This is a genomic window from Algoriphagus halophilus, from assembly GCF_900129785.1.
GTDB lineage: Bacteria > Bacteroidota > Bacteroidia > Cytophagales > Cyclobacteriaceae > Algoriphagus > Algoriphagus halophilus.
The window spans coordinates 975,784-988,312 of record NZ_FSRC01000002.1; the positions used below are offsets into that span (position 1 = coordinate 975,784).

12 protein-coding genes and 1 riboswitch are annotated in these 12,529 nt (G+C 39.7%); of the genes, 6 read left to right on the forward strand and 6 right to left on the reverse strand.

The annotated features are described in order from the left end of the window. Positions 1-17: 17 nt before the first annotated feature. Positions 18-581: a hypothetical protein gene (locus BUR11_RS16070; protein WP_074225983.1), complete on the reverse strand. Its 564-nt coding sequence runs from the start codon at positions 579-581 to the stop codon at positions 18-20. Then, positions 581-2,104, reverse strand: a complete 1,524-nt coding sequence (gene gpmI / locus BUR11_RS16075) for a 2,3-bisphosphoglycerate-independent phosphoglycerate mutase (protein WP_074225984.1) — start codon at positions 2,102-2,104, stop codon at positions 581-583. The genes BUR11_RS16070 and gpmI overlap by 1 nt, the downstream gene beginning before the upstream one ends. Positions 2,105-2,239: 135 nt before the next feature. Here gpmI and BUR11_RS16080 point away from each other — a divergent pair, with 135 nt between their 5' ends. Genes BUR11_RS16080 through BUR11_RS16090 form a run of 3 tightly spaced genes read left to right on the forward strand, consistent with a single transcriptional unit; the run spans position 2,240 to position 4,011 of the window. Then, positions 2,240-2,635, forward strand: a complete 396-nt coding sequence (locus BUR11_RS16080; RefSeq protein WP_074225985.1) for a DUF4783 domain-containing protein — start codon at positions 2,240-2,242, stop codon at positions 2,633-2,635. Positions 2,636-2,690: 55 nt separating this feature from the next. Then, a complete protein-coding gene (gene nadC / locus BUR11_RS16085; RefSeq protein ID WP_074225986.1) occupies positions 2,691-3,548 on the forward strand; it encodes a carboxylating nicotinate-nucleotide diphosphorylase in 858 nt (285 codons plus the stop codon). Positions 3,549-3,606: 58 nt separating this feature from the next. Next, entirely contained in the window at positions 3,607-4,011 is a 405-nt protein-coding gene (locus BUR11_RS16090; protein ID WP_074225987.1) for an META domain-containing protein, read from the forward strand. Position 4,012: 1 nt separating this feature from the next. On the opposite strand, the gene corA is transcribed toward BUR11_RS16090, so the two are convergent. The 3 genes from corA to BUR11_RS16105 are packed head-to-tail and all read right to left on the reverse strand — an operon-like array spanning position 4,013 to position 6,328. Further along, entirely contained in the window at positions 4,013-5,122 is a 1,110-nt protein-coding gene (corA, locus tag BUR11_RS16095) for a magnesium/cobalt transporter CorA (protein ID WP_074225988.1), read from the reverse strand. A gap of 5 nt (positions 5,123-5,127) precedes the next feature. Next, positions 5,128-6,066, reverse strand: a complete 939-nt coding sequence (gene queG / locus BUR11_RS16100; RefSeq protein WP_074225989.1) for a tRNA epoxyqueuosine(34) reductase QueG — start codon at positions 6,064-6,066, stop codon at positions 5,128-5,130. A 37-nt stretch (positions 6,067-6,103) separates the two neighbouring features. Continuing rightward, positions 6,104-6,328, reverse strand: coding sequence for a hypothetical protein (locus BUR11_RS16105; RefSeq protein ID WP_074225990.1), 225 nt, complete (start codon positions 6,326-6,328; stop codon positions 6,104-6,106). Between the two features lie 189 nt (positions 6,329-6,517). Between BUR11_RS16105 and BUR11_RS16110 the strand changes: the two genes are divergently transcribed. Beyond that, positions 6,518-7,618: a vWA domain-containing protein gene (locus tag BUR11_RS16110; RefSeq protein ID WP_074225991.1), complete on the forward strand. Its 1,101-nt coding sequence runs from the start codon at positions 6,518-6,520 to the stop codon at positions 7,616-7,618. 5 nt (positions 7,619-7,623) lie between these two features. Continuing rightward, positions 7,624-9,147, forward strand: coding sequence for a P-loop NTPase family protein (locus BUR11_RS16115; protein ID WP_074225992.1), 1,524 nt, complete (start codon positions 7,624-7,626; stop codon positions 9,145-9,147). A gap of 85 nt (positions 9,148-9,232) precedes the next feature. On the opposite strand, the gene BUR11_RS16120 is transcribed toward BUR11_RS16115, so the two are convergent. Further along, on the reverse strand, positions 9,233-9,598 hold the full coding sequence (locus tag BUR11_RS16120) for a DUF1304 domain-containing protein (protein WP_074225993.1): 366 nt from the start codon (positions 9,596-9,598) through the stop codon (positions 9,233-9,235). 169 nt (positions 9,599-9,767) lie between these two features. Further along, positions 9,768-9,967: riboswitch (cobalamin riboswitch) on the forward strand. A gap of 213 nt (positions 9,968-10,180) precedes the next feature. Here BUR11_RS16120 and metE point away from each other — a divergent pair. Beyond that, positions 10,181-12,508, forward strand: coding sequence for a 5-methyltetrahydropteroyltriglutamate--homocysteine S-methyltransferase (gene metE, locus BUR11_RS16125; protein ID WP_074225994.1), 2,328 nt, complete (start codon positions 10,181-10,183; stop codon positions 12,506-12,508). Positions 12,509-12,529 lie beyond the last annotated feature (21 nt).

Consider the following 12,529-nt stretch of genomic DNA (forward strand, 5'->3'; position numbering starts at 1 on the left):
TTCTCAAAAGCCTTTTTTTATTTGAACCTTAAAGCACCCATTATTTTGATATTATTGGGCTTTAGAAACCAGATTTTTTGGGTGGTTTCTATGGTATAATGATCAATTTTTTCGGTGGCTTTGGAAATATAGAATTCTGCGTTTGTGACAGAACTATAGAAAATATTTTCCTTGGCAATTTTTAAAGTTAATAAATGTACCTTATCGTCAATGATACTTACCGTGATATTCTTTACCTCCCCTTTTGCATCGGGAAGTAAATTATGAATCAGGTATTCATTTTTTACTTCTGTATCATAGGCGGTGATCAAAGAAGGTTTGTTGATGTCTGATTCAAAAAAGACATCCAATTCTTCTCTCCATTCCTCCTCTGTTAATTTAACTTCTACCTGTGATTCTTCTCCGTTAATTCTTGAAATTTTTGTTACATCGGCTGCTTCCAAGCCTTTGATTGCTTCTTCCATGTATCCTTTTAGGTCGAAATAAGGCAATACCTCTAAGGAATTGCCATTATTTCCCCCTCCACTACAGGCTGTTAAAAAGACAAATAGTAGTACAATAAAACTGATGTTGTATTTCATTATGCTAATAAGATTTCTCCAGTCATATCTTTAGGAATGTCAATTCCCATAAGCTTCAAAATGGTAGGCGCTAAATCACCTAGTTTTCCATCCTTAACCTGAATCTGATCTTTTCCGTCTACCATGATGAATGGGACTAAATTAGTAGTGTGAGCTGTATTTGGTGTACCATCTTCATTGATCATCATATCGCTGTTTCCATGATCAGCAATGACAATAATGGTATACCCGTTATCCAAGGCAGTGGTGATTACACTTTCAGCACTTTTATCTACGGCCTCACAAGCTTTCACTGCTGCATCAAACACACCCGTATGACCCACCATATCGGCATTGGCAAAGTTTAAGCAAATAAAGTCTGCGCTTTTCTTGTTCAATTCGGGATTGATTTTGGCCGCAATTTCAAAGGCACTCATTTCAGGCTGAAGGTCGTAGGTGGCTACTTTTGGAGATGGGCAAAGCAATCTACTCTCCCCTTCAAAAACATCTTCTCTACCTCCAGAGAAGAAGAAAGTCACGTGTGGATATTTTTCAGTTTCCGCAATACGGATCTGTTTTTTTCCTGCCGCTTCCAATACTTCACCTAAGGTGTTGTTTAGATTGTCTTTTTCGAAAAGGACTTTGACACCTTTGAAGGTATTGTCATAATTAGTGAAGGTCACATAATCCAGATCGAGTTTTTTCATGTTGAAATCCTCAAAATCCTTTTGAGTCAAAACCTGTGTGATTTCTCTACCTCTATCTGTTCTGAAATTAAAGCAAATTACCAAATCACCTGGAGCGATGTGAGCCAATGGTTTGCCGTCTGCTCCCACGTGGATAATTGGTCTAATAAACTCGTCCGTTACATTGTTTTCATAAGACTTTTTAATAGAAGCTAAGATGTCTTTGGACTTTTCTCCTTCAGATTTGACCATGGCATCATAGGCGAGCTTGACTCTTTCCCATCGGTTGTCACGATCCATGGCGTAGTATCTCCCAATAACACTTGCTATCTGTCCAGTAGAAGTGTTCAAGTGTTCTTGTAAATCAGTTAAAAATTTGATTCCACTTTTAGGATCTGTGTCTCTACCATCGGTAAAAGCATGGATGAATACATCTTCCATTCCGTTATACTTAGCCGCATCGCAAAGCCCTTTCAAGTGATCGATATGTGCATGCACTCCACCATCTGAAACTAGTCCAATAAAATGTGCTTTTTTCTTGGAAGCTTTGGCTTTTGCAAAAGCTTCGACTAATACAGGATGGGTGTTTAAATCCCCATTTTTTACTGCCTGATTGATTTTTACCAAGTCTTGGTACACTACTCTTCCTGCACCAATATTCATATGACCTACTTCTGAATTACCCATTTGACCTTCGGGTAATCCTACTGCAAGGCCTGAAGCTTCAAGTTTTGCGTGCGGGTATTTCGTGTACAAGCCATCAACAAACGGCGTATTAGCTTTATCAATCGCAGATACGGATGCGTCGGTGGCGATACCCCAGCCATCCAAAATCATTAAAAGTACTTTCTTGTCCATGGAGCAAATATATTAATTTTCGACCCAATCCCGACTCTTTAACTTTTACTGACAGGATTTGTCTATTCATTTTTAATAACCAGTAACTCTGCCAAAAAATTCTACTTTTGGCTTAGTATTTGCCAAGATAGGTCGATGGCCATATTGAACCTATTCTTTTCATTACTATTCATTTTTCATACTGCTTCATTTGAAGTGGAGGAGGATTTGTCTATTGACCCAGTGATTACGGCCATTAGTACCAATTCCAGTGGCGAGCTTGCCAAGTATTTTGAATCCAGTATCTCTCTGAATGTCAATGGGCAGCAAGGGAGTTATTCCAGAAATCAAGCTGAAATAGTTATTCGGGATTTTTTTAAAAAGAACCCTTCTAAAGGCTTCACCATCGTCTATAGTAGCGAGACAAATCCAAGTTTAAGCTCCTTTATTGGAGATTATTTAAGTGGTGAGGGAACTTTCAAAGTTTTTATCAAGGTTTCTCAGCAGGACTCAAATTTGAAAATTTATAGCCTGGAGTTTGTAAAAGGTTAATTCATTTTCAAAAAAAATTTCACTTCCAGCTTTTCAAATTGCCTATTTTTGGAACATGAAACCAGCCTACCTGACGGAATCGGCCGTCCAAGCATTTATTAAATCTGCATTTCAAGAGGATATAGGACCTGGAGATTATTCCTCTTTGGCCTCCATTCCGAAAGGAAAACAAGGAAAAGCTCAACTGCTGATCAAAGGCGAAGGAATTATCGCTGGAATAGAACTTGCCGAGAAAATCTTCAAAATGTATGACCCATCTCTGAAGGTAGAATTGCTGATTAAAGATGGAGATCCGGTGCAATATGGAGACATTGGCTTGACTGTTCAAGGCTCTTCCGCTTCCATATTATCCTCGGAGAGGTTGGTGCTAAACTGCATGCAGCGCATGTCTGGAATCGCGACAATCACCCATCGACTCACCGAGAAAATCCTACATACCAAAGCCCGGTTGATGGATACCAGGAAGACCACTCCAAATTTCAGGCTAATGGAAAAATGGGCCGTGCATATTGGTGGAGGAGTGAATCATCGCTTTGCCTTATATGATATGGTGATGCTTAAAGATAATCATGTGGATTTTGCAGGGGGAATTAAACCGGCGATTACCCAGACCAAAGCGTATTTGAAAGAGCATGATCTGGATTTAAAAATTGAGGTGGAAACCAGAAATTTGGGAGAAGTAGCTGAAGTGATCGAAGTGGGTGGAGTGGATTTCATTATGCTCGACAATATGGACTATGAAACCATGAGAAAAGCTGTTGCTATGATTGGAGATCAATTCAAAACAGAAGCTTCAGGAGGAATTACGGAGGATACCTTGGTGCCAGTTGCCGAATGTGGGGTGGATTTTATCTCGATGGGAGCACTGACTCATTCCGTTCAAAGTATGGATATCAGTTTAAAAGCATTTTAATCAGATTTTCAAGTTTGGCTTCATTTCTGCCCTATTCAATTGAACATTTAAAGCAATCATGAAAAACATATTATACTTAATTCCTTTTTTTATACTAGCAGCTTGTAGCTCCAAATCGTTTCCTGATTCCAAGTGGGAGGATAAGCAGTGGACCTTGGTAGAAATGACTGGAGTTCCGGTACAGATTTCTGGAACTAACCAAGATGCGCATTTGATTTTTGATGCGGAGAGAAGTGAGATTTCGGGATCCGGTGGATGTAATCGAATTTTTGGTCCTTATGAAATTGACAAAAAGAATACGTTGGAATTTGGAAATATTGGAGCCACCATGATGGCTTGTCAAAATTCGGCTTTTGAAAATAAGTTTTTAGAAACCTTGAAATCAGTTCGCTACTACCAACAAACCGGAGGGCAATTATTGCTAAAGAATGGCGAAAAACGTGTGATTTTAAAGTTTCAATAAGTTAGAGCCATTTCTTCCATCGGAAGAAAAACAACATGCCGATCACGGCCAATCCCATTCCTCCAATCACAAAGAAATAACCATATTTCCAGTGTAACTCGGGCATATTGTCAAAATTCATCCCATAGACTCCCGCCACAAAACTTAATGGGATAAAAATAGTGGAGATGATCGTGAGGACTTTCATGACATTGTTCATCCGGTTGGAGAGGCTGTTCATATACAAGTCCAGTACTCCAGAAGACATGTCTCGAAAGACTTCCATGGTTTCAATGACTTGTATGGTGTTTTCATACAAATCCCGAATAAAAGGACGGACTTCTGGGGAGATTTTATGCTCAGCATATTTACCAAAGGAACCAATCACTTCACGCAGGGGATAAACAGACCTTCTCAAATCCATCATTTCTCTTCTTTGTAAGTAAAGTGAATTGAGTGTATCTGTGTCAGGATCGATCATCGCTTGGGATTCAAGATTTTCGATTCGCTCCCCTACATTTTCCATCACGATGAAGTAATTATCAATTACTGCATCTAGCAAGGCATACAACAAGTAATCTGATCCACGCTGTCTGATGGCTCGTTTGGGATCTTGCAAGCGATCTCTAACAAATTGAAAAACATCACCTTTTTTCTCCTGAAAAGTCAGCAATACATTTTCACGTAGCACAAAGCTTACCTGCTCATCTACGATAGGTGATTCTGGACTTGGGCATTGGATCATCTTTAAGGTAGAAAAGATATAATCTTCAAAAAGCTCCATTTTGGGACGCTGATCTACACTTAGAATATCTTCCAAAGTCAGTTTATGGATCCCGAAATGATTCCCTATTTTTTCAAGCAATTCCACATCATGCAACCCTATAATATCGATCCAGATTACCTTTTTCTGAAGTTTTAAATGAGTATCAAGCTGATCGAGTTTGATGTTTTCCTCATAGAATTCATTCTCATCATAGGTAATTAAATTGATGAATACTTCCTCTTGTTTCTTGTCTCCAGTAAATACCAATGAGCCTGGAGGCAACCCGATTTTATGACTAGGTCTTTTCTTCTTTTTGGGTTTAAAAAGCTTTTGAACGGATTTAAGATTTGGAGCTTTAGGACTCATAAGTACTATTCTTTTGACCGAAGAAATTCGACATTTCTTTTTAGTCCAGCAAATTTGGTGCGCTTTACCGCAGATTTTTTAAAGACTTTTCTAAATGTTTCGTCGGTAAGTTCCAACCAATCTTGATTTGTAAATCCTTCCAAATCTGGATGAGGTTTGAATTTGGATTCTTGATGGGGTTTGGAAAACCGATTCCAAGGGCATACATCCTGGCAGATATCACAACCAAAAGCCCAGTTGTCCATTTTTCCCTTAAACTCATTGGGAATAGCATCTTTTAGCTCGATGGTCAAATAGGAAATGCATCGTGATCCATCTACTACACTGGGCTGAACAATGGCATCAGTAGGGCAAGCATCTATACAGGCAGTGCAAGTTCCGCAGTAATCCTTGGTGAGCGGGGTGTCCGGGGTAACCTCCAGATCGATAATCAATTCGGCCAAGAAGAAAAAGCTTCCTTGTTTTTTGTTCAGCAAAAGGCTGTTTTTACCGATCCAACCCAAGCCTGCTTTTTGTGCCCATTGACGTTCCATGACGGGCGCCGAATCCACAAATGCCCGTCCCTCGATTTCTCCTATTTCATTCCGGAGGATTTCCAGGAAGTCTTTGAGTTTGTCTTTGATTACAAAATGATAATCCTCTCCATACGCATATTTTGCGAGTTTAATGGATTCTGGAGACTCGGGAAGTGAGGTTTCAGGATAGTAATTATAAACAAGTGAAACTACTGTTTTAGCACCCTCTACCAGTTTGGTTGGATCCAGTCGCTTGTCAAAGTGATTAGCCAAATAGCCCATTTCACCTTGGTAATTCCGGCTCAGCCACTCTTCCAATCTAGGAGCCTCCTCTTCTAAAAAACCAGCTTTTGCTATCCCACAAAAGTCAAAGCCGAGCCGATTGGCGATGGATTTGATCAGGGAAGCATGTTTCTCGGCAGGAGTCATGGGGTAAAGATAAGAGAGTTAATTTTTTTCAATCAAACTAACCCTTCAATAAATCTGGCCTATCCTGATACCATTGCTCTTCGAAAGTTTCATTGATTTCTACGGGAGCTGCCAAGACAGCCCAAAACATCCAGAGTATTAAAGCTGGACCAGAAATAAATAGTAACCAGATCAGAGGTAAGGCTACTTCTAACTGGATCAAGGTGACGAAAACTATCAAAATCCCCGTCACAATTCCTACTACTTGCAAATAGTTTTTCATCTTTTTTAGGTTTTTATTCTATTTATTAAACTACCATACCATTCTGTTTGTTACTTCTACTGTCGGAAAGAATAAAATTCCACTAAATTGAAATTCAAGGCTTTCCGGCTTAGTTAATTTTGACAAGAGTTTCGTTGTTTTTTTAAACTTAAAGTCTTGTTTCTTGAATCTTGATACATTAGTCTAATTATGAAAGGATTCCGATTTACGAAATTTGTTCCCTCACAGGATCCGGAGAAGAACACCTTCGATAACCTGCTGAATATATTTTTGCAACTGGTTACCATGACGGGTGGAGATGTAGCTGAAGCGTTGAGTTGGTTGACCAACTTGGATAATCGATATCAACTGACCAATCCCAATTATGGAATCGGTGACTTCATAGACGATCTGAAAAGCAAAGGATACCTGACTGAGGAAAATCAAAAAGGAGAAATTAAAATTACCGGAAAAGCAGAGCAAACCATCCGAAAGTCTGCCTTGGAAGAAATATTCGGTAAACTCAAGCGAGGAAAATCCGGGCAACATAAAACCACTCACTCTGGACAAGGTGAAGAACGTGGCACTGATCGGCGAGCTTATGAATTCGGAGATAATTTGGATCAGATTGCCTTGACCGATTCATTGAGAAATGCACAGGCCAATCACGGATTTGGAGGAGATTATCTGCTTACAGAAGATGATTTGGAAGTGGTAGAAAACGAATACCGTTCTCAAACTTCGACCGTGTTGATGATTGATATTTCCCATTCCATGATTTTATATGGAGAAGACCGAATCACTCCTGCCAAAAAAGTCGCCATGGCATTGGCCGAATTGATCAAAACCCGTTATCCAAAAGACACTTTGGATATCATCGTCTTTGGAAATGATGCCTGGCAAATAGAAATCAAGGATTTGCCTTATCTACAAGTGGGCCCTTACCATACCAATACCGTTGCAGGGTTGGAGCTAGCCATGGACCTCTTGCGAAGAAGAAAAAACCCTAACAAGCAGATTTTCATGATTACCGATGGGAAGCCTACCTGTTTAAAAGTGGGGATTAAATACTATAAAAACGCTTTTGGGATAGACAGTAAGATTCTTAGTGAGACGCTGAAATTGGCTGCTCAATGCAGGAAACTAAAAATCCCAGTAACCACCTTTATGATTGCTTCTGATCCATATCTGAAGGAATTTGTCAAAGAATTTACCAAAGTAAACAACGGGAATGCCTATTACAGCAGTCTGAAAGGACTGGGCGACCTGATTTTTGAAGATTATAGAAGAAACCGAACCAAACGCTTTTAATCACCATGGAATACCAAAAATTGACTGGAAAAGAACTCAAGCAAATAAAAACATTAGGTCAGCTTAAGGCGGCCGGATACCAACCCAAATCCATTAAAGAAGAACTTCGTGACAATCTGATTCAAAAAATCAAAGCCAAAGAAAATGTTTTTGAAGGAATCTGGGGATATGAGGATACGGTGATTCCAGATATAGAACGCGCCATTTTATCCAGGCACAACATCAATTTATTGGGTCTTCGTGGACAGGCGAAAACTAGGATTGCCAGAATTATGACTCAACTATTGGATGAATATGTTCCGGTGGTTTTTGGTTCAGAATTGAATGATGATCCAATGGCACCCTTGAGTACCTATGCAAAAGAGAAAATTGAAGAAAAGGGTGAAGATACACCTGTTGCTTGGTGGCATCGAGATGATCGATATACCGAGAAATTGGCTACACCCGATGTGTCGGTGGCAGATTTGATTGGAGATGTAGATCCCATCAAAGCAGCAACTATGAAATTGAGCTACAATGATGAACGTGTCATTCATTATGGGTTGGTGCCTCGCTCCCATCGCTCCATTTTTGTGATCAATGAATTACCGGATTTACAGGCAAGAATTCAGGTAGCCTTGTTCAATATTTTACAGGAAGGTGACATTCAAATTCGTGGTTTCAAATTGAGATTGCCTTTGGATATCCAGTTTGTCTTTACCGCAAATCCCGAGGACTATACCAACCGAGGAAGTATTGTCACTCCTTTAAAAGACAGGATTGAAAGTCAGATCATTACCCATTATCCGAAGTCTATTGAAATAGGTAGAAGAATCACTTCTCAAGAAGCGAATCTGAAAGGGAAGCCAGTAGAAAACATTTTGGTGCCGGAATTGATGAAAGATTTGATTGAGCAAATTGCCATCGAAGCAAGAGCTTCAGAATACGTGGATGAGAAAAGTGGTGTTTCTGCCCGATTGACTATTTCTGCTTATGAAAATCTGATTTCAGCAGCGGAAAGGAGAATGTATATGAATGGGGAATCCAATACCATGGTTCGAATTGCCGATTTGATAGGAGTAATACCAGCCATTACAGGTAAAGTGGAGTTGGTGTATGAAGGAGAACAGGAAGGTGCTGGAATTGTAGCATATAGCTTGATTGGAAAAGCAATCCGTTCGCAGTTTGTGAATTACTTTCCTTCTCCAGAACAAAAGAAAAAGTCCAAAGAAGGAAACCCATATGTCATTCCACTAGCTTGGTTTGGAGAGGGAAATGAACTGGATATTTTGGCTTCTCAATCCGACAAGGATTACAAGACTGCATTACAATCTGTTCCGGGATTGGAAGAAGTGGTCACTGGAATGGTGAAAAATTTGCCGGAAAAAGAGAAGGAATTCTTTATGGAATTTGCCCTACATGGACTGGCAGAATATTCTCAATTGAGTAAAAAAATGCTGGATACCGGATTGAAATTCAAGGACCTATTCAGCTCCATGTTTGATATGGGGCCTGGGGATCCAGACGATTTCGAAGAGGATGATTTATAAGCTTTTATTCATATAATTAGAACTGAAACCTTTGAAGTCTTTAGGATCTCGAAGGTTTTTTTGTATTCAATTATTCAGTGTTAGTTTACCATTTTAAATGAATTAAAATCAACGCGATCAAAGCAGGAAAACCCTGAATCCAAAAGATTTTTTTGCTCGCAGTCAAGGCTCCATAAATTCCCGCTATTAACACACAGCTCAAGAAGAAAATTGCGATATAAAATGACCAATGATGATCTTCAATCAATAAAGACCAAATGAGCCCTGCTACCAAAAATCCATTGTACAAACCCTGGTTAGCAGCTAATACTTTGGTTTTAGGGAATACTTCGGGGGGTATTTGTTTAAAGGTCTTGCGGCCAATGGTATCCCAAGCGAACATTTCGAAGTATAAGAAATAGAGATGCAGTGCTGCAATTAAGCCAATTAGGATGTCTGTTAGAAGTGCCATGAAGTTGAAGTTTGGATTTAAATTACATCTTTGTGATCAATAATTGAATAGGTACTTCAAGTGATGTATAATTCTTTTTTCTAGACTGGGAATTCAGCAAGTATCAAAAACAATGGGATTAGTTATACCTGGATAAAATTCATTACTTTCACAGTTGAATTAGTTCTATACTTTATCAACCGGAAGCGGTCTTCGATGAAAATCGAGGTGAAAAGGGAATCGTGTGAAAATCACGAACTGTCGCGCAACTGTAAGTAACATACCAAAGGAGTTCATCCTTGCATGTCCACTGTTTTGATCCCCATCGAGGCGGGAAGGACGATGAAATCCGTTACAAGTCAGGAGACCTGCCTATTCCGACCTACCTGAAGGTAGGAGAGACAATGCTTTCGCGATTTGAAGCTTTTTGTCGGGTTTGATGCATTATTTCTGAGCTTAACTATTTGTCTGTCCATTCCAGACCAGATAGGCTATGCCTTAGGAAAAATCTGCATTCTTCTTGATAAAACATTCAATTTCAAAGTGTTGTGAGGTTCAGTACAAGAGCTTTTAACTCATTATTCAAATTAAAAGTTAAAAGAGATGCAAACGCACAATCTTGGCTACCCGCGAATTGGTAGCAACCGAGAACTCAAAAAAGCCTGCGAGTCTTATTGGTCAGGCAAAATCACGTTACATGAATTACAAAGTGTCGGCGAGTCCATCCGAAAACAAAACTGGAAACTTCAGCAGGAGGTAGGAATTGATTTGATTCCTTCCAATGATTTTTCCTTTTACGATCAGGTATTGGATATGTCATTGATGGTGGGAGCGATTCCAGATCGTTACCATGAGGTGATTTTACAAAAAGGGAATAATGAACTGGACTTGTATTTTGCCATGGCCAGAGGGTATCAACAAAATGGGTTGGATATCACTGCTATGGAAATGACCAAGTGGTTTGATACCAATTATCATTACATCGTTCCCGAATTTAGAAAAGACCAACAGTTCAAGTTGTTTTCTACAAAGGCAATTCAGGAATATAACGAAGCTAAACATACTGGAATTTCCACCAAGCCGGTATTGATAGGTCCTGTTTCTTATTTATTGTTGGGTAAAGAAAAAGAGTCCGGATTTGATCGGATAGATTTAATCAAAAATCTTCTTCCAGTGTATCTGGAAATACTAAAAAAGTTGGATGCAAACCATGTAGAATGGGTTCAATTTGATGAACCATTTTTAGCGATCGAATTGGGTGCGAAAGAGAAGAAAGCTCTTCACTTTGCTTATTCAGAAATAAAAAAAGTTTTTCCTTCCCTAAAAATCATTTTGGCCAATTACTTTGACTGTTTTGGGGAAAATCTGGAAACTGCACTTTCACTTCCAGTTCATACGCTTCATTTAGACTTAGTGAGATGTCCTTCCCAGCTACACGACATCTTGGATTCTGGAAAACTCGGAGGGCAAAAGCACCTTTCTTTAGGCCTCATAGATGGTAGGAATATTTGGATGAATGATTTTCAGAAGTCACTTTTTTATATCCAAAAGGCGGTGGATCAAATTGGTTCAGATCGAGTGTGGGTTGCTCCTTCTTGCTCTCTGATTCATTCACCTTGTGATTTAGCATTGGAAACCAATGAAAAATCTCTTGCACCCCAGATTAAAGAATGGTTGGCGTTTGCGAAGCAAAAAATCGAAGAAGTAGTATGCCTGAAAAAGCTGGCTGAGAAAGATCCCTCCTTGGAAGCACTCGAACAATTAGGGCAAAATCAGCGCGCTATTGAGAATAGAAAGACTTCCACTTTGATCCACAACGAACAAGTGAAAAGTAGGGTCAAAGCGATCAACTCAAGGGATGATCAACGCCAAAGCCCCTTTTCTATCCGTCAGGGAATACAGAAAAAAGCTTTAGACCTTCCTCTTTTTCCCACTACCACGATAGGATCTTTTCCTCAGACCAAGGAGGTCCGATCCTGGAGAGCGAGATTTAAAAAAGGAGATCTTAGCCGAGAGGATTATGAAAGACTCTTGGAGGATGAAACCCGGGAGTCTATCGTATGGCAGGAATCGATCGGGATGGATGTATTGGTTCATGGAGAATTTGAGCGAAATGACATGGTGGAATATTTTGGTGAACAGTTAGCCGGTTTTGCCTTTACCAAAAATGGGTGGGTTCAAAGTTATGGTAGCCGTTGTGTGAAACCTCCGATCATTTATGGAGATGTTCACAGACCTGCGGCAATGACTGTCCGCTGGTCAGCTTTTGCCCAATCTCTTACCGATAAGCTTGTAAAGGGCATGTTGACGGGGCCAGTAACTATATTACAATGGAGCTTTGTCAGAAATGATCAGCCAAGATCCCAAACATGTACCCAAATTGCATTGGCCATACGGGATGAGGTCGTGGATTTGGAAAAAGCTGGGATCAAAGTGATTCAAATAGATGAGCCCGCAATTCGTGAGGGGCTTCCCCTTCGTAAATCTGATTGGCAAGAATATTTAAATTGGGCTGTTCGAGCTTTTAGAATCTCTGCTAGCGGAGTTAAAGATGAAACGCAGATTCATACCCATATGTGTTATTCTGAGTTCAATGATATCATCCAGAATATTGCGGACATGGATGCCGATGTGATTACTATTGAGTGTTCTAGATCTCAAATGGAGCTGTTAGATGCATTTGGTCAATTTAATTATCCCAACGAAATCGGTCCAGGAGTTTATGATATCCATTCGCCAAGAGTACCGAGTAGGGCTGAAATGGTGGATTTAATGGAAAAAGCCAAAGAGGTAATTCCGGTGTCTAATTTATGGGTAAATCCCGATTGTGGATTAAAAACCCGCCATTGGGAAGAAACCAAAAAGGCCTTGACTGAAATGGTCGGTGCGGCAAAGGATTTAAGAGAAGCTATGATTGAATCTGTTTCTTAGTATTAAAGGGCAAGTAAATTA

Bases quoted from the DNA above. Each gene is read 5' to 3' on its own strand.
- BUR11_RS16110 (WP_074225991.1), top strand. From the start codon at position 6,518: ATGAAAGGATTCCGATTTACGAAATTTGTTCCCTCACAGGATCCGGAG.
- corA (WP_074225988.1), bottom strand. From the start codon at position 5,122: ATGAGTCCTAAAGCTCCAAATCTTAAATCCGTTCAAAAGCTTTTTAAA.
- BUR11_RS16090 (WP_074225987.1), top strand. From the start codon at position 3,607: ATGAAAAACATATTATACTTAATTCCTTTTTTTATACTAGCAGCTTGT.
- BUR11_RS16115 (WP_074225992.1), top strand. From the start codon at position 7,624: ATGGAATACCAAAAATTGACTGGAAAAGAACTCAAGCAAATAAAAACA.
- gpmI (WP_074225984.1), bottom strand. From the start codon at position 2,104: ATGGACAAGAAAGTACTTTTAATGATTTTGGATGGCTGGGGTATCGCC.
- queG (WP_074225989.1), bottom strand. From the start codon at position 6,066: ATGACTCCTGCCGAGAAACATGCTTCCCTGATCAAATCCATCGCCAAT.
- BUR11_RS16105 (WP_074225990.1), bottom strand. From the start codon at position 6,328: ATGAAAAACTATTTGCAAGTAGTAGGAATTGTGACGGGGATTTTGATA.
- metE (WP_074225994.1), top strand. From the start codon at position 10,181: ATGCAAACGCACAATCTTGGCTACCCGCGAATTGGTAGCAACCGAGAA.
- BUR11_RS16080 (WP_074225985.1), top strand. From the start codon at position 2,240: ATGGCCATATTGAACCTATTCTTTTCATTACTATTCATTTTTCATACT.
- BUR11_RS16070 (WP_074225983.1), bottom strand. From the start codon at position 581: ATGAAATACAACATCAGTTTTATTGTACTACTATTTGTCTTTTTAACA.
- BUR11_RS16120 (WP_074225993.1), bottom strand. From the start codon at position 9,598: ATGGCACTTCTAACAGACATCCTAATTGGCTTAATTGCAGCACTGCAT.
- nadC (WP_074225986.1), top strand. From the start codon at position 2,691: ATGAAACCAGCCTACCTGACGGAATCGGCCGTCCAAGCATTTATTAAA.